16 protein-coding genes are annotated in these 16,663 nt (G+C 72.8%); 8 read left to right on the top strand and 8 right to left on the bottom strand.

Going from position 1 to position 16,663, the window contains the following annotated elements:
- Nucleotides 1-108 precede the first annotated feature (108 nt).
- Both ACFV9J_RS18725 and ACFV9J_RS18730 read left to right on the top strand, forming a co-directional pair.
- Nucleotides 109-984, top strand: a complete 876-nt coding sequence (locus ACFV9J_RS18725; RefSeq protein ID WP_385355666.1) for a helix-turn-helix domain-containing protein — start codon at nt 109-111, stop codon at nt 982-984.
- Between the two features lie 44 nt (nt 985-1,028).
- A complete protein-coding gene (locus ACFV9J_RS18730) occupies nt 1,029-1,844 on the top strand; it encodes an SAM-dependent methyltransferase (RefSeq protein ID WP_385355668.1) in 816 nt (271 codons plus the stop codon).
- 39 nt (nt 1,845-1,883) lie between these two features.
- On the opposite strand, the gene ACFV9J_RS18735 is transcribed toward ACFV9J_RS18730, so the two are convergent.
- Complete coding sequence (locus tag ACFV9J_RS18735) at nt 1,884-3,566, bottom strand: vWA domain-containing protein (RefSeq protein WP_385355670.1); 1,683 nt, start codon at nt 3,564-3,566, stop codon at nt 1,884-1,886.
- A gap of 20 nt (nt 3,567-3,586) precedes the next feature.
- Entirely contained in the window at nt 3,587-4,804 is a 1,218-nt protein-coding gene (locus ACFV9J_RS18740) for an AAA family ATPase (RefSeq protein ID WP_385355673.1), read from the bottom strand.
- Between the two features lie 138 nt (nt 4,805-4,942).
- Here ACFV9J_RS18740 and ACFV9J_RS18745 point away from each other — a divergent pair, with 138 nt between their 5' ends.
- Nucleotides 4,943-5,347, top strand: a complete 405-nt coding sequence (locus ACFV9J_RS18745) for a hypothetical protein (protein WP_385355675.1) — start codon at nt 4,943-4,945, stop codon at nt 5,345-5,347.
- Nucleotides 5,348-5,382: 35 nt separating this feature from the next.
- Here ACFV9J_RS18745 and ACFV9J_RS18750 read toward each other — a convergent pair whose 3' ends face one another.
- Together ACFV9J_RS18750 and ACFV9J_RS18755 are read right to left on the bottom strand one after the other, a co-directional pair.
- The gene (locus ACFV9J_RS18750; protein WP_385355677.1) at nt 5,383-5,955 is read right to left on the bottom strand and encodes a TetR/AcrR family transcriptional regulator; all 573 of its coding nucleotides are present in this window, start codon (nt 5,953-5,955) and stop codon (nt 5,383-5,385) included.
- 59 nt (nt 5,956-6,014) lie between these two features.
- Entirely contained in the window at nt 6,015-6,380 is a 366-nt protein-coding gene (locus tag ACFV9J_RS18755) for a MerR family transcriptional regulator (protein WP_385355680.1), read from the bottom strand.
- Nucleotides 6,381-6,496: 116 nt separating this feature from the next.
- Between ACFV9J_RS18755 and ACFV9J_RS18760 the strand changes: the two genes are divergently transcribed.
- Complete coding sequence (locus ACFV9J_RS18760; RefSeq protein WP_385355682.1) at nt 6,497-7,570, top strand: alkene reductase; 1,074 nt, start codon at nt 6,497-6,499, stop codon at nt 7,568-7,570.
- Nucleotides 7,571-7,674: 104 nt separating this feature from the next.
- Complete coding sequence (locus ACFV9J_RS18765) at nt 7,675-9,042, top strand: phosphatase PAP2 family protein (RefSeq protein ID WP_385355685.1); 1,368 nt, start codon at nt 7,675-7,677, stop codon at nt 9,040-9,042.
- Nucleotides 9,043-9,093: 51 nt separating this feature from the next.
- Here ACFV9J_RS18765 and ACFV9J_RS18770 read toward each other — a convergent pair whose 3' ends face one another.
- From ACFV9J_RS18770 to ACFV9J_RS18785, 4 genes are all read right to left on the bottom strand, one after another.
- Nucleotides 9,094-10,014 carry an SDR family oxidoreductase gene (locus ACFV9J_RS18770; RefSeq protein WP_385355687.1) on the bottom strand — a complete coding sequence of 307 codons (921 nt, stop codon included), beginning with the start codon at nt 10,012-10,014 and terminating at the stop codon, nt 9,094-9,096.
- Nucleotides 10,015-10,181: 167 nt separating this feature from the next.
- Nucleotides 10,182-10,931, bottom strand: a complete 750-nt coding sequence (locus ACFV9J_RS18775) for a hypothetical protein (RefSeq protein WP_385355689.1) — start codon at nt 10,929-10,931, stop codon at nt 10,182-10,184.
- A gap of 201 nt (nt 10,932-11,132) precedes the next feature.
- Entirely contained in the window at nt 11,133-12,653 is a 1,521-nt protein-coding gene (locus tag ACFV9J_RS18780; RefSeq protein WP_385355692.1) for a catalase, read from the bottom strand.
- 452 nt (nt 12,654-13,105) lie between these two features.
- Nucleotides 13,106-14,074 carry a LysR substrate-binding domain-containing protein gene (locus tag ACFV9J_RS18785; RefSeq protein WP_385355695.1) on the bottom strand — a complete coding sequence of 323 codons (969 nt, stop codon included), beginning with the start codon at nt 14,072-14,074 and terminating at the stop codon, nt 13,106-13,108.
- Nucleotides 14,075-14,177: 103 nt separating this feature from the next.
- Between ACFV9J_RS18785 and ACFV9J_RS18790 the strand changes: the two genes are divergently transcribed.
- From ACFV9J_RS18790 to mgrA, 3 genes are all read left to right on the top strand, one after another.
- Nucleotides 14,178-15,071 (top strand): NAD(P)H-binding protein, encoded by an 894-nt coding sequence (locus tag ACFV9J_RS18790; RefSeq protein WP_385355698.1) that lies wholly within the window; start codon nt 14,178-14,180, stop codon nt 15,069-15,071.
- 82 nt (nt 15,072-15,153) lie between these two features.
- Entirely contained in the window at nt 15,154-15,519 is a 366-nt protein-coding gene (locus ACFV9J_RS18795; RefSeq protein ID WP_109032344.1) for a darcynin family protein, read from the top strand.
- Nucleotides 15,520-15,607: 88 nt separating this feature from the next.
- On the top strand, nt 15,608-16,654 hold the full coding sequence (gene mgrA, locus ACFV9J_RS18800; RefSeq protein ID WP_385355702.1) for an L-glyceraldehyde 3-phosphate reductase: 1,047 nt from the start codon (nt 15,608-15,610) through the stop codon (nt 16,652-16,654).
- The last annotated feature ends 9 nt before the right edge of the window (nt 16,655-16,663 follow it).

The raw sequence follows: 16,663 nt of genomic DNA on the forward strand, positions 1-16,663 counted from the left end.
GCAAGTTGAAATTTGCAGCTGACTGGATGCATGCTCCTGCGGCGGGGCTGAGCCCGTGACAGACTGGCGTGTCCGGGCCCGGGCGCGGGACGGCGAAGGGGAGACGGTGTGACCGCGGAGACCGACTGGGGCGGAGCTCCCTCCGTGCTGCGGATGATCCTCGGCCGGCAGCTGGAGGAGCTGCGCACCCGCGCCGGTCTCACCTTCGAGCAGGCCGGCGAGGCGATCGGGGTGAGCCACTCCACGATCCGCCGGCTCGAGGCGGCCAAGGTGGCCCGGCTGCGCCTCCCGGACGTCGAGAAGCTGCTCCAGATCTACGGTGTCCGCGACCAGCAGGAGATCGACACCTTCCTGAAATCGGCGCGGGAGGCGAACAAGCGCGGCTGGTGGCACACCTACCGCGACGTCATGCCGGACTGGTTCGCGGCGTACCTGAGCCTGGAGCAGGCGGCCCTGCACATCCGCGCCTACGAGGCCGGGTTCGTGCACGGCCTGCTGCAGACCCCGGCCTACGCGCGGGCCCTGCTGAGCGCCGGCAACCCGCACGCCTCCCCGGCCGACACCGAGCGGCGGGTGGCCCTGCGCATGCGGCGCCAGGAGATCCTCACCCGCCCCTCTCCGCCCCGCCTGTGGGTCGTGATGGACGAAACGGTCCTGCGCTGGCCGGTCGGAGGCGCCGAGGTGATGCGGCAGCAGGTGGACCAGCTGATCGAGGTGGGCAGACTGCCCCACGTGACGCTCCAGATCATGCCGTTCGCCGCGGGCCCGCACCCCGCCATGCGGGCCGGCGCGTTCGACCTCTTCCGGTTCCGGGCCCCCGAACTTCCCGACATCGTCTACCTCGGCGGCCTCGTGGGCGCCGTCTACCTGGACAAGGGCGACGACGTGGTGGTCTACCGCGAGGCCCTGGACCGCCTGGGCGCCCAGGCGGTGCCGGCCCGAGGCACCGAGGAACTCCTCGGCGCGCTGCGCAAGGAGCTGTGAGGACTTCCACCCGTACCGCACCACCCCACGGAGAAAGGCGAACGATGTCCGACAGCGGATGGCCGGCCGACCGGATCGACACCGAGCACGCGCACTCGGCGCGGATCTACGACTACATCCTGGGAGGCAAGGACTACTACCCCGCCGACCGGGAGGCGGGTGACGCGATGGCCGGGGAATGGCCCGCCCTGCCCGTGCACATGCGCGCCAACCGGGACTGGATGAACCGAGCGGTGCGATGGCTGGCCGAGGAGGCGGGGATCCGCCAGTTCCTCGACATCGGCACCGGCATCCCCACCTCGCCCAACCTGCACGAGATAGCGCAGTCGGTGGCCCCCGAGTCGCGCGTGGTCTACGTGGACAACGACCCCATCGTCCTCACCCTGTCCCAGGGGCTGCTGTCCAGTACGCCCGAGGGCCGGACGACGTACATCGAGGCGGACTTCCAGCGTCCCGAAGCCGTCCTCGAATCCGACGAGTTCCGCAGGACACTGGACCTGGGCAGGCCCGTCGCGCTCACCGTGATCGCGATCGTCCACTTCGTCCTGGACGAGGACGACGCGGTCGGCATCGTCCGCCGCCTTCTGGAGCCCCTGCCCGCGGGAAGCTACCTGGCCATGACCATCGGCACCGCCGAGTTCGCCCCCGAGGAGGTGGGCCGGGTCGCGCGCGAGTACGCGGCGCGCGACATGCCGATGCGGCTGCGGACCATCGACGAGGCGCACGAGTTCTTCGAGGGGCTGGAACTGGTCGCACCGGGCATCGTCCAGGTCCACCAGTGGCATCCGGACGGCACCGGCGAGCAGGGCATCCGGGACGAGGACATCGCGATGTACGGGGCGGTGGCCCGCAAGCCGTGAGGCACGCCTGCCGCGAGGCCCGCATGCCGTGAGGCCCGCTCAGATGACGCGGAACAGGTCGGCGGCGGCGTGCACGTCGGTGAAGTCCTCGACGGAACGGAGGTTGTCGCACAGGGCCTCGAGGACCGAGCCGGCCGCCGCGACGCGCGGCGAGCCGACGCCCACGCCGAAGACCCGGAAGCCCAGCCGGCGCTTGGCCTCGTTCCAGCCCCGCATCCACGCCTCGGTGACACCGCAGTCGTCGTCGGTGAGCATCACGATGTCGCCGCGCGTGCGGGCGGCGTCGTCGAACTCCGCCGCGAGCAGTTCGCCCGCCGCCGACAGAGGCCGCTCGTAACTGGTGCCGCCGCCGAGGAAGGTCTCCGCGAAGTCGAGGGTACGGGCGAGACCCGCGGGCCGGTCGGCCGGGAAGCGGAAGACCCGGAGCCGGTCGGCGGCGGAGAACACGATGCCGACGAAGTCCCGCCCCGCGTGACGGGCCTGGTCCAGCAGGGCCAGCGCGCACGCCTTCGCCCAGGCCTCCCGGGTGATGCCGCCGGGCCCCGCCTCGTACATGGAGTGCGAGGTGTCCACGCAGGCGATGACGGCACCCCGGCCGGTGGCCTGTTCCCCCTGGCTGTCGTAGAGCATCAGCTCCCCGGCGGCGTAGCGTGCGGCGAACACCGCGCGCAGTTCCGGCAGTCCGAGATTCGCCAGCTCGGACGGGAGGACCCGGGAGAGGTCGTCGCCGAGCGTGACCCCGATCAGCTCCCCGGTGGCGTTCTCCACCTTGCGTGCGCGCTCGCCCTCGGCCATCTGCCGGAAACGGCCGATCAGTTCGGCCCACTCGGCCAGCCGTCCGGTGCGCAGCCGCTCGGCCAGCCGGGCGCGCTCGTCGAACGCCATCCGCTCCAGCTCGCCGGAACCGACACCCCAGGCCCGCATGAGCGCGGTCTCCGCCCGCGCGGCCGCCGCCGACTTCGCCACCGCACCGCGCGCGGCGGCACGGACGCCGGGAACCGCCGCGGCGAGCGACCGGGCCGCGTCGGAAGCGGCCCGCCGCCTGGCGGCGTCCGCCTCCTGGACCGCCCGCCGTACGGCGTCGGCCGCCGGTTTCGGCACGGTGCCGTCCTCGCCTGCCTCGTCGGCGGCCTGCCGGAGCGCCTCGGCGACGGCGTCCGCCGCGTCCTCGGCCTCCCGCCGGGCCCGCTCCGCCCGCTCGTCCCGGTCCCGGGCGGGCCGGGAGTCCTCCAGCATCCGGCGCAGCGCGCTGCCCTGGGCGAGCACGGCCATGGCCGCGGCGTACGGGTCGCCGACCGTCTCCCGGTGCAGCTCGGCGAAGTCCGGTGACTCCAGCAGCGCGGCGACGAGGCGGTGGTTGACCAGCCGGGAGGGTTCCAGCTCGGCCGGCTCGCGCAGGCGAGGGGCGGTCTTGTAGGCGGCCAGGAAGACGTCGGTGAGCAGATCGGCCGTGTGCGCGTGGTGCTCGCCCAGGTCACCCGCCAGCTCGCGCAGCGCGGGCGACTGCTCGTAGGTGTCGCGCCAGGCCATGCGGTCGAAACGGTCCGCGGCCACGGCCCCGGTGTGCCGCGCGGGGGCGGCGCCCGACCGGGCCAGCCAGGTCCCGGCGCGGTCCGCCAGCACGTCGAGCCGGCTCGCCGTTCCGCCCCCGCGCGCGTCCGTGTCCGCGTCCGCTTCTGTGCCTGTGCCCGTGCCCGTGCCCGTGCCCGTGTCCTCGTCCATGGTGCCGTCCGCCGCGGTGCTCAGAGCTGGGCCTGGACCGTGCTCGCGTCCACCCCGAGGGCCTCGGTGAGCACCCGGGCCCGGACGGCGCGCTGGCGGCCGGTGACCCGGTCGATGGCGGTGGTGGAGCGGCCCGCGCCCACCGCCTCCGCGCGCAGTCGCTCCAGTCGCTTGCCCGCCATGGCCAGCTGGTTGTGGGCCTTCTTGATGACCCACTCGCTCAGGGCCTCGCGGGACTGCCCGGCCATGGCGTCGAGCTGGGTCTCCAGCTCCTCGATGGTGTCGGCGAGGTCGAGCGCCTCCTTGGCGTCCGGATTGACCAGGTGCAGTACTTCGCGCTCGACCGTCGGGCGTTCGGCGGGGGAGTTCCACAGCACGTGGGTCAGCACCGACAGATCGCTCTCCGCGACCGTGGGACGTCCGTCGAGGTACGCGGACGCCTGGAGCAGGCCCACCGCCTGCCGCCAGCGGCGGTCGGAGGCGATCAGCTCCTTGCGGCGCAGGGCGGCCCGCAGCGTGCACACGGCGTCCACGATCCCGTCGGGCACCTCCACGGCGGGGACGGCCTCGGCCACGGCGTGCCGCAGCGCGGCCAGGTCCACGGTGGTCCGCTTCGGCGTGGCCGGGCGGCTGACGGCGGAGCGGACCAGAGCGGCGAAGTTCGAGGGATCCTCCAGGTACGTGACCTCGATCCGCACCAGGAGCCGGTCGTAGATCGCGGCCGAGTCCTCGCCGTCGGGCAGCTCGTTGCTCGCCGTGATGGCGCCGATGAGGGGGCAGCGGACGGGCTCACCGCCGCTCTCGGGGTGGTAGATCCGCTCGTTGAGGTAGCCCAGCGTCTCGTTCAGCGCCGCCGTGGAGCACTTGAAGATCTCGTCGATGAACGCGACGTGTGCGGTGGTGGCGCGCCCTTCGTAGACCTGGCGGTACTCCCCGCGTGCCAGCGCGGCGACGTCGACGGGCCCGAACATCCTCGTCGGTGCGGTGAACTTGGAGAGCAGGATCTCCCAGTAGGACGCCCCCACGATCCGGCCCGTGAGTTCCCTGGCCAGCTCGGACTTGGCGGTTCCCGGCGGGCCGAGGATCAGCGAGTGCCGGCCGGCCAGCAGCGTCACCAGCAGCGTCCGTACGACGTCGGCCCGTTCGTAGAAGCGGTCCGACAACTCGTCGCCGATCGCCCGGAGCCGCTCGGCCGTGTCCTGGGCGGCCGGTGCCTCCTGCGGGTCCTTCTGGCCCATGGCCGACTCCTCCTGTGGCGGTCCGGGTGGGCTGGCGGATCAGAGCCTATCCCGCGCAAACGTCCACTTCCCCGCCCCGCCCCCCCGGTCGGCACCTCGGCCCGCGCCGCGGTGGTGCCGTCGTCCAGACTGTCCGCCATGAACCACTTCTTCTCGCCGTCGGCCCGCTCCGTGTCGGCCGTGACCGCTTCCGTCCTGGCGGCCTGCTGCCTCACCGCGTGCTCCGGAAACGGCGGCGAGGCGCCGGCGGCCATCCGCGTCAACCAGGTCGCCAACCTGGCCATGAGCCGCACCGGCCGCGGCGACATCCTGCGCGGCACCGTCGTCAACGGGCCCAACGACGCGGACCTGCTGAAGGAGCAGGACGCCTTCGAGGGGAGCCGTCCCTGTTCCTTCGCCCCGGAGGGCGGGCCGTGGTCGCGGTACGACGGTCACGGCGCCGGCTACGTCGACGACGTGCGGGCCTGGCAGACGGTGGAACCGGCGGACGACTTCACCTCGACGGCGCTGTACGCACTCTCCCTGACCGCCGCGCGGTCCTGACGCGAAGGGGGACACCGCACGTGCCCGGCGCCGGGTCAGGACGTGGTCGGCCAGGTCCGCAGCAGGACGTCCAGCGCGTCGAGGATCTCCGTCCAGCTCTCCTGCGAGTCGGGGGCGCTGTGGCTGAAGCCTCCCGAGGCCTCCAGCCCGACGAAGCCGCTGAAGACGCTGCCCAACAGCCGCACGGCATGGGTCTGGTGCGGTTCCGCCAGGCGGTATCCGCGCAGGATCGCCCGTGACATCTGGGAGTGCCGCCCCCCGGCACTGGAGGCCGCCGCCCGGGCGTCGAGCGGGAACTGCGTGGCGGCGAAGCGGCCCGGGTGTTCACGGGCGTAGTCGCGGTAGACGTTCGCGAACGCGGTCAGCGCGTCCTTGCCGGCCCGCCCGGCCACCGCCTCGGAGGCCAGGTCGGCCAGCTCCTCCAGGGCGAACAGCGCGATCCCGGTCTTGAGCTCGTGGGCGTTTTTCACATGCGAGTACAGGCTCGCCGTGCGGACGCCGAACCGCCGGGCCAACTCCGTCGGCGTGGTGCGCTCGAAGCCGATCTCGTCGGCCGTCTCGGCCCCGGCCCTGATCAGGCCCTCGGTCGTCAGCCCTACCCGAGCCACACCCGTCCTCCGCATCGCTCACCCGGCAACCGGCAAGATTATGAGCTTGCCTAACATGATTAGGCAAACTGGGCGTCCCGGTACTCACGGGCCGCCGTCATCAGGCCATTGAGCGCGTCCCTGGTGCGGATGAGGTCGGCGATGTGCTCGCTCAGCCGGTCCCGCTCCTGCGCCATGCGCTCCAGCGCCGCGTCGGAATGGGCCTCGCTGGGCGCGTCCACGCAGGGCAGCAGTTCGGCGATGGTCCGGCTGGACAGGCCCGCGGCGTACAGCCGCTGGAGGAACCTGACCCGCTCGACCTCGTGCTCCGTGTACTGGCGCTGGCCCCCGGCGCTGCGCGTGCTCGCCAGCAGCCCCTGGTCCTCGTAGTAGCGCACCGACCGGACGCTGACCCCGGCCCGCGACGCCACTTCCCCGATCCGCATGACCTGCTCCCTGCTGTGATCCGCGGCACACTTACTTGCCTCTGACGTCAGTGTCAGGTTCTAGCGTAGCCGTCGTGCCCGAGTTCCGGGCCCGCGGACGACCAAGGAGTCCTGACATGACGTCCCTCTTCGACAGTTACCGGCTCGGCGGCCTGACGCTGCCCAACCGGACGGTCATGGCCCCGATGTCGCGGGTGCGTGCCGCCGGGGGCGGCCTGGCCACGCCGTCGATGGCCACGTACTACGCCCAGCGCGCCACCGCCGGACTGATCGTCTCCGAGGGAGTGCAGCCGAACGAGGTCGGCCAGTCCAATCCGGGAACCCCCGGGCTGCACACCGACGAGCAGGTGGCCGCGTGGCGCCCGGTCACCGCCGCCGTGCACACCAACGGCGGACGGATCTTCGCCCAGATCATGCACGGCGGCCGCGTCTCGCACCCCGACACGACGGGCATGCAGCCGGTCGGCCCCTCGGCCGTCCCGGCTGTCGGGGAGGTGTTCACGCCGACCGGCCCGCAGCCCGTGCCGATGCCGCGCGCCCTGGAGAGTGCCGAAGTGCCGGAGCAGGCCCGGTCCTACGCCGAAGCGGCCCGCCGCGCCGTCGACGCCGGCTTCGACGGCGTCGAGCTGCACGGCGCCAACGGCTACCTCATCTCGCAGTTCCTCTCCTCGAACGCGAACCTGCGCACCGACCGCTACGGCGGCCCGGTGGCCCACCGGATCCGCTTCGCCGTCGAGGCCGTGTCCGCGACCGTCGAGGCCGTCGGCGCCGACCGGACCGGTATCCGCCTCTCCCCGGCGGGCACGTTCTGGGGCGTAGAGGAGACCGACGTGCTCCACCTCTACACCGAGCTGCTGACCGAGCTGTCGCGCCTCGGGATCGCCTACGTCCACCTCGAGGCCACCGCCGACGAGGACCTGCTGGTCGCCCTGCGCCGGGTGTGGCCGGGCACGCTCGTCATGAACCCGGTGCTGCCGATGGGGCCCAAGCAGGCCGGTCGCGAGGACGCCGACCACTGGCTCGGGCTCGGGGCCGACCTCATCAGCTTCGGCCGCGGCTTCATCGCCAACCCGGACCTGGTCGAGCGGCTGCGCACGAGCCTGCCGGTGGCACCGGTGGACGAGTCCACGTACTACCAGGGCGGTGACGCGGGCTATCTGACCTACCCGGCGTACCAGCACACGGCCTGACGGCGGGCCCGGGGGCCGGCGAAGCGGTGCCGTTAGCATGTTCGAGCTCGTGACGATCCGTACGAGCTACCGATTTGTCCGACCCCTAGCAAACGGGCCAACAAGTGAAGACCACACCGACACGAATACCCTCGCGAAGAGACCTCGGCACCCTGTTCGCCGCGTGGCGCCGGCCCCGGGCCGTGCTGTGGACCGCGGCCGGTGTGGTGACCCTCGGTTTCCTCGTCGCGCTGGAGATCGTCGCGCGCCACTACGGCGTGCGGGGCCCGATCACCAACCAGGCGCGGGAGGTAGTCTTCTCCCCGCGCTCCGGGCCCCTGCTGTACGCCGGTCTCGCCCTGACGATGGTGGTGCTCACCTGGCGCCAGCGCCTCGTCGCGGCCGGCGCGGCGATCGGCATCGACGTTGTCTTCCTGCTGGTGCGCTGGGCGGTCGGCGCCGACCCGAACTTCGGCAACGGCGCGCTGTGGGTGGTCCTCGGCTGCGCGGTCGTCGCCGTGACGCGCCGCACGGGCAGCGAACGGGCCCTGCTGCTCAAAGGCGCCGGGCTGGGCCTGCTCCTTGTGGCCGGGCACAAGACGGGCGACACCTGGCTGCTCATCACCTCGGAGACCCGCGAGACGGTGCTCGACCCGTACGTGGCCACCGCCGACCAGGCACTGGGCAACCCCTCGTGGCTGGTCGGCCGGTTCGTCGAGGCCACCGAGCCGGTCGGCGGCCACGTACTCCACCTCGTCTACGGCCAGCTGCCCCTGGCCGCCGCCCTCGTCGGGCTGTACCAGCTGCGCCACGTGGCGGCCGAGCGACGGTTCCCGAGCCACCACCTCGTGCGCACCTTCCTCGTCATCGGCCTGCTCGGGCCCGCCGTCTACATGATCTTCCCGGTCGTCGGACCGGTCTTCGCCTACGGCGCCGACGGCGGTCAGTGGGCGGTGGCCAACCTGTGGCCGGGCACCCTGCCGCCGGCCGGTGCGCCGCACCCGATCCCGTTCGACGACATCACCCCGCGCAACTGCATGCCCAGCCTGCACACGGCGTGGGCCACGACCCTGTTCATCCACTCCCGAAGGGGCTCACGGGGCATGCGCTTCGCGGGCACGTTCTGGCTGGTCGCCACCCTCACCGCGACCCTGGGCTTCGGCTACCACTACGGCACCGACCTCCTGGCCGGCGTGGTCTTCGCGCTCACGGTCGAGGCCGCGATGCGGGCCTCCGCGCGGGGCTGGGAAAGCGCGGCCGTCCGGCTGGTCGCGTACGGCACGACGGTGTTCGCGGTGCTGCTGGCGGCCTACCGGTACCTGCCGGTGGAGATGGCCGAGCACCCGTGGGCCGCCGGGCCGCTGCTGCTCCTCGCGACGGCCTCCGTGGTCCTCGGGTACCTGCGGACCACCCGGCGGTGGGAGGCGAAAGCCGTGCCGGCGCGGCAGCCGCAACCGCCGCGCCCCGCGGAACCGCAGCCCGAGCTGGTCTGAGGTCCGGGCCGGGGCTCCTCGCGGCAAGCGGGGCCGTGTGAGGCGACCGGGCTACTTGAAGTAGTGGCCCTGCTCCAGGTCCTCGACGAGCCCGGGCTGGACGGGCTCCCACCCCAGCAGCTCGCGGGTCAGGACGCTGGAGGCCGCGCGGTTGGCGGCGAGGGGGCCCGCCAGCCAGCCGAAGTGGGCGTCCGCGTCCGCGGCCGGGACCGACACCACCGGCAGGCCCAGCTGCCGGCCGACCACCTCGGCGAGGTCCCGCACCGGCAGGCCCTCCTCCGCGACGGCGTGCAGCGTCGAGCCCGCGGGGGCCTTCTCCAGCGCGAGGCGGAACAGGCGCGCGGAGTCGAGACGGTGCGCGGCCGACCAGCGGTTGGTGCCGTCGGCGATGTACCCGGAGACGCCCTTGCCGCGGGCGATCGCGATGAGGGCCGGTACGAACCCCTTGTCCCCCTCGCCGTGATTGGTCGGCGCCAGCCGCACCACGGAGGAGCGGACACCGCGGGCCGAGAGGGAGAGGGCCAGTTCGGCGGTGACGGCCCGGATATGCTGGCCGTCGCCCCGGGCGGCCGCGGCCCGGTCCGCGTCGTGGCCGTCGTGTTCGGTCGCCACGTGCCCGGGGATCGCGGGCGTCCCGGACGCGATCGTGAACGGCCGGTCGGACCCGGCGAGCGCCTCGCCGATCACCTCGACGGCCCGCCGGTCGGCCTCGCCGGCGCCCTTGAAGTCGCCCGAGAACGCGATGTCGTGCTTGAAGGCCAGGTGGACGACCCCGTCCGAGTCGGCGGCGGCCCGCCGCAGGACGTCGAGGTCGTCCAGGGTGCCCCGGACCACGCCGGCCCCGGCCGCGGTGAGCGCCTCGGCCGAGGCGTCCGAACGGGCGAGTCCCACGACCTGATGTCCGGCCCCGATGAGCTCGGGAACGACGGCTGAGCCGATCCAGCCGGAGGCGCCGGTGACGAAAACACGCATGAGATTCCTCCAGATATGTCGGTATGCGGCGACTGTCCGTCCGGGGTCGAGCGCGGCACCGGAATCTTCGATGACAGCCACTGTCATCGAAGGTAACACGCGATGTCAGTGACTGTCATAGCGGAGTGTCATAGCGGACTGTCGTAGCGGACTGTCATAGCCGGCCGTCAGGGAACGCGCCGCGGGGCCGCGGGGCGCATCAGCGCGAGGTCGTCGCCCCAGGCGTCCAGCGTCGCCGCGTGCCCCGCCTCGCGCGCCGCGGCCTCGACCCTGCCGAACAGCTCTCGCTGCACGTCCGTGCCACCGGCCCCGGTGATCCGTCCGAGCGTGGCCAGGAGTTCGCGCGCGTTCCACCCCGGGAGCGGGAACCGGTCCAGTTCCCACTCCAGGTACTTGTTGTAGGGGCGCGGACGACGGTCGAGGGCGAACAGCAGCTCCAGCAGGAAGCCGACACTGTCCGCCGCGTCGAGCCGCGCGGCGAGCGGATGCCCGTCCCGGGCGTTCTTGAGCGACCGGTAGTGAGAGTTGGCGTAGGCGTCCAGCCGGGCGGCCGCGATCCGCGAGGCCTCGGCGACGCCGAGCCGTCCCTTGGCGGCCACCATCCTCGCGATGCGCCCGCCGAGCCGGTCGAGCAGGACCCGGGCCCGCGCGATCGCGTAGCGCTCCCAGTCGCCCAGCCGGTCGAACTCCGTCACCGTCAGCACGACCAGGTCCAGCCTGGCGGAGCGGAAACCGTCGAGTCCCCTCAGGCCGGTCCGCGCCTCGTCGGTGACCACGACGTACACGTCGTGGTCGGAGTGCCGGGTGGGCATGCCGTCGTGGGCGTGGGAACCCTTGAGGACCAGACCGACGACGTCGGGGTCGGCGGTGGCGCGCGCGAGGAACGCCTCATAGGTCATCGGATGCGGTGCGGACACGTGCGGACCTCCGGACTGCTTGACGGGGAGACATGCCGAGCCGCCCTCGAAGTCCGGTCGACGAGAGGGCGGTCACTCCGTCCGCGGCGGCCGAGGCCACCGCACCGCAGATCAACGCACGCCCGGATGGTAGCAGCGCGAGAAAACGGGGCGTGCGCCGGACGGCACACGCCCCGCCGGAGCGGAGAACCGCGGGAGGACTCAGGCCTTGTCCTGCATGGAGTCCCGGGCCGGATTGCGCTGCTCGGCGGCCTTGAAGTCCTTCTCGCCCGCCTTCGCCCGCACCTCCTTGGCGATGCGGTCGCCGATGGTCCTGTCGATGTTCGACCAGTACTCGAAGGCCCGTTGCAGCACGGGCTCGGTCACCTCGTTGAGGAGGTGGCCCACCACGTTGTCGACCAGCCGGTCCCGGGCCGCGTCGTCCATCACCTCGCGAACCAGGGTGCCCGGCTGCCCCCAGTCGTCGTCCTCGGCGTGGCTGACGTAGGCCGTGCGGGTGATGGACCCGTCCGTCTCCCAGCTGGGCGGTGTGCCGAAGTGCTCGGTGTCGGCGGCCGGGCCGCCCTTGGAGTTCGGCGCGTAGACCGGATCGGTGGTCTTCCGGTACGCCATCGCGCCGTCCTTGGAGTAGGTGCGGACGTCGACGACCGGGGCGTTCACGGGAAGCTGCTGGTAGTTCGCGCCGATCCGGTAGCGGTGGGCGTCGGCGTAGGAGAAGAGCCGGGCCAGCAGCATGCGGTCCGGGCTCGGTCCGATGCCGGGGACCAGGTTGTTGGGCTGGAAGGCCGCCTGCTCGATCTCGGCGTGGTTGTCCGTCGGGTTCCGGTCCAGCGTCATGCGGCCGACCGGGATGAGGGGGTAGTCGCCGTGCGGCCACACCTTCGTCAGGTCGAACGGGTTGAACCGGTAGCCCGCGGCTTCCTCGTACGGCATGACCTGCACGTGCAGCGTCCAGCTCGGGAAGTCCCCGTCGCGGATGTGCTCGAAGAGGTCCCGCGTGTGGTAGTCGGTGTCGGCCGCCGCCATCTGGTCGGCCTCGTGCTGGGTGAAGTACTCGATGCCCTGGTCCGTCTTGAAGTGGTACTTCACCCAGAAGCGCTCACCCGAGGCGTTGATCCACATGTAGGTGTGGGAGGTGTAGCCGTTCATGTGGCGCCAGCTGCGCGGGATGCCGCGGTCTCCCATGAGCCAGGTGACCTGGTGCGCGGACTCCGGCGAGAGCGTCCAGAAGTCCCACTGCATGTCGTGGTCGCGCAGGTTGCTGTCCGCCCGGCGCTTCTGCGACCGGATGAAGTGCTGGAACTTCATCGGGTCCTTGACGAAGAACACCGGAGTGTTGTTGCCGACCATGTCGTAGTTGCCCTGGCTGGTGTAGAACTTCACCGCGAAGCCCCGCGGGTCGCGCCAGGTGTCCGGGCTGCCGCGCTCGCCGGCGACGGTCGAGAACCGGGCGACCAGGTCGGTCCGCGTGCCCGGCTGGAAGACGGCCGCCTTGGTGTAGGCGCTCACGTCGTGCGTCACCTCGAAGTGGCCGAAGGCGCCGCTGCCCTTGGCGTGCGGCTGGCGTTCCGGGATGCGCTCCCGGTTGAACTGCGCCATCTGCTCGATGAGGTAGGCGTCCTGGAGGAGGACCGGACCCGCCGGGCCCGCGGTGAGCGAGTGTTCGTCGCTCTCCGCCGGTGCGCCGGAGTCCGTGGTGGTGGCGGGCGGGGTGTCCGTCATGAGACTGCCTTTCGTCGGGGAGTGGCTACGCCCAGGAGCCGCGCGACTCGAACACGGGGTGCGGGACCCCCTTCGCCCTGCCCGGCAGAGCGGTCCCGCCGACGCCCGGGCCGTGCCCGGTGCCCGGCCCGCGTGGTTCCCGCGGCACGTGTGCCCAGGAGCGGCCGCGCCAATCGGGTGCGGGTGCGGGTGCCGGGGCGGGCCGGGCAGGAGGGAGGAGGGGCGGATCCCGTCGGCGCGTCGGCCGTGCCGCGTCCCGGCGCCGGGACGCACCGCGTGCTCGCCCATCCGTCCAGGCCTTCCGGAGTGCCGTCGTCCGTATCAGTCTCCGCCGCCGCCCGGGCCCCGCAAGCGGAGCGGGCGGGGCGGGCGACGGGTGAGGCGGCGCGGTGGGCCGGCGGGTGCGGCGGTGGGGAAGACGGATCGGCACCCTGTCCCGCCCGTTCCCCCGGCTACCCGCGCCCGCCGGACGGCCCGGCATGCAGCACCCGGCGGACCGCGGCGCGCAGCCAGTGGTGCGCCCCGTCGGCCGTGTGCCGGGGATGCCAGGCCATGCCGATGGTCACCGGCGGCAGGGGCAGCGGGATGTCGAGGAGGCGCAGTCCGAGGACCGAGGCCTGTTCGGTGAGCGGGCCGGGTGAGGAGTCGTCATCCGGCGTGGCGGGCACCAGCGCGACGACGTCGGTGCGGGCGGCGAGGGAGAGTGCGGCCAGATGCCCCGGCAGGACGACGGCGACCCGGCGGCTGAGGCCGTGCTCGGCGAGGGCGGCGTCGACCGGACCGTCGAACCGGCCCCGGCGGCTGACCGCGACGTGCTCGGCGGCGGCGAACCGCGCCGGGGTCAGGGGCCCCTCGGCGAGCGGGTGGCCGGGCCGGACGGCGGCCGTCATCCGCAGGGTGACCAGTTCCTCGACCTGCGTCTCGGGATCCACGTGGTCGATCGCCCCGACCTCCAGGTCCACCCGGCCGTCGCGCAGGGCCGGTCCGGCCTCCAGTTCCTCGGCCCGAAACCGCAGCGAGATCCCCGGCGCCTCCTGTCCGGCCAGCGTCAGCAGACCGGCGGCGAGGGCCGCGCCGACCAGGTCGGCGGCCTGGAGGCTGAAGGTGCGGCGCAGGGTGGCCGGGTCGACGCCGGTGGCCGGGGTCAGCAGCGCGCCGAGCCGGCGTACGACGGTGGCGGCCTCGTCCCGCAGGGCCAGCGCCCCCGGGGTCGGCACCATGGTCTGCCCCGCCCGGACCAGTAGGGGGTCCTGGAGGAGCCGGCGGAGGCGGCCGAGGGTGCGGCTCATGGCCGCGGGGGAGGTGCCCATGCGGGCGGCGGCGCGGGTGACGCTCTGCTCGGCCAGCAGGGCGTCGAGCGCCACGGCGAGGTTGGCGTCGATGACCGGGGCGATCCGGTCTGTGCTGTTCACCAGTGTCATTCCGTTCCGGGCAACAATCCCTTGCTGAAGTTCCCATTGTGGCAACACCGCGTGGCTCCGCAGGATGTGGGCGTACCCGAACGGAACGACCCACGAGGTTTTCATGATCGTCATCACTGCCCCCACCGGGAACATCGGGCGCCGGCTGCTGCCCCTGCTCCTGGAGTCCGCCCCCGCCCGGGGCGAGGAACTGCGCGTGATCGTGCGCGACCCCGCACGGCTGGCCGCCCCGGTGCGCGAGCGCGTCGAGGTGGTCACCGGCTCGCACGGCGACCCCGCCGTCGTCGACCGTGCCTTCGACGGCGCCGACGCCGTCTTCTGGCTCGTCCCGCCGGACGCCTCCCGCGCCCCGGACGACGCCTACCGGGGCTTCACCCGGCCCGCCGCGAAGGCGCTCGCCGCGCACCGCGTCGGCCACGTCGTCGGCGTCTCCGCGCTCGGCCGCGGCACCCCGGTCGCGGCCCGGGCGGGGCTCGTCACCGCGTCCCTCGCCGTGGACGACCTCATCGCGGAAACCGGCGTCGCCTACCGGGCCCTGGCCAACCCGTCGTTCTTCGAGAACCTCCTGGAGGAGGCCGGTTCGATCCGGGAGCGCGGCTGCTTCACCGACGTCGTCGACGCCGAGCGCAAGGCCCCTCTCGTGGCCGTCGCCGACATCGCCGCCGTGGCCGCCGGCCTCCTGCTCGACCGGTCGTGGACCGGCACCGGCAGCGTCCCGGTGCTCGGACCGCGGGACCTGTCACCCAACGACCTGGCCCGCATCATGACCGAACAGCTCGGCCGCCCCGTCCGCTACGAACGCCAGGCGTTCGACGACCTGCGCGCCACCCTCGTCGGCCACGGCCTGGACCGGGAGTTCGTGGACGGCGTCGTCGACATGAAGCGGGCCAAGGACGACGGCCTCGACGCGGGCGTCACCCGCACCCCGGACACGGCCACCCCGACCACCTTCGAGGACTGGGTCGCCCGGACCCTCCGGCCCGTGGTCCTGCCCTGACTCCTCGCCCCCACTCTCGACCCACCCCCGCCCCCACCCGCGCACACTCACTCTCACTCTCACCCCGAAACAGGGAGCAACCATGCCCGAAGAGACGGCCCACACCCCGGTCACCGCGTTCATGCTCGTCAAGACCACACCCGAGTGGCTCGCCCTGACCGTCGAGGAGCGGGTGCACGCCTTCACCACGGAGGTCGTCCCCGTCGTCAGGGCCAGGACCACCGGCGTCCGGTCACGCTTCTACGACACGGAGTTCTACTCCGCCCGCGTCACCGACGTGTGGGTCTGGGAGGCCGACGACCACCACGCCTACCAGCTCCTCGTCGACGCCCTGCGCGAGACGCCCTTCTGGGACCGGTACTTCGAGGTCGTCGACCTCCTGGTGGGCACGGAGAACGGTTACGCGCGCACCTACGGAGTCGAAGCGGTCACCACCATCTCCACCTGAGAAACTGACGGCGCCCGCGATGCCGCCGCGGCCGGACGGTCGCGCGGCGCGGGCCCCGCCCGACCCGCTTCCCCACCGGAGAACCCCCATGAACCACGTCGCGGACCCCAGCCGCTACGACGGCACCATGCACTACCGCCGCACCGGACGCTCCGGGCTCGACCTGCCCGCGCTCTCCCTGGGCTACTGGCACAACTTCGGCGACGACAAGCCGTTCGAGACCCAGCGGCGGATCGCCCTGCGCGCCTTCGACCTCGGTATCACCCACCACGACCTCGCCAACAACTACGGTCCGCCCTACGGGTCCGCCGAGATCAACTTCGGCCGGATCATGCGGCAGGACCTGGCGCCGTACCGCGACGAGCTGGTGGTGTCCACCAAGGCCGGGTGGGACATGTGGCCCGGCCCGTACGGCCAGGGCGGCGGCTCCCGCAAGTACGTGCTCGCCTCGCTCGACCAGTCACTGAAGCGGACGGGTCTCGACTACGTGGACATCTTCTACTCCCACCGCCTGGACGCCTCCACCCCGCTGGAGGAGACCATGACGGCGCTGGACACGGCGGTGCGGCAGGGCAAGGCGCTCTACGTCGGCATCTCCTCCTACGACGCCGAGCGCTCCCGGCAGGCCGCCGCGATCCTCCGCGACCTGGGCACACCGCTGCTGATCCACCAGCCGTCGTACAACATGCTCAACCGGTGGATCGAGACCGAGGGCCTGCTCGACGCGGCCGCCGACGAGGGCTTCGGCGTCATCGGGTTCACCGCGCTGGCCCAGGGGCTGCTCACCGGCCGCTATCTCGACGGCGTGCCCGCGGGGTCCCGCGCCACCCAGGGCAAGTCCTTCGCGACCGGCTGGCTCACCGAGGACACCGTCCGGCGGCTGCGCGCCCTGAACGACATCGCCGCCCGCCGGGGCCAGAGCCTGGCGCAGATGGCGCTCGCCTGGGCGCTGCGCGACCCGCGCGTCACCTCGCTGGTGATCGGCGCCTCCCGGCCCGAGCAGCTGGAGGAGAACGTCGCCGCCCTGGCCAACCTGTCCTTCGGCGACGACGAACTGGCCGAGATCGACAAGTACGCGGTCGTCGACGGTGACGTCGACCTGTGGCGGCGGGCCCGCACCGGCGACCTCGGCTGAGGCGTCCCC

The sequence above is a fragment of the Streptomyces sp. NPDC059906 genome (assembly GCF_042730645.1).
Taxonomy (GTDB): Bacteria; Actinomycetota; Actinomycetes; order Streptomycetales; family Streptomycetaceae; genus Streptomyces; species Streptomyces rubrogriseus.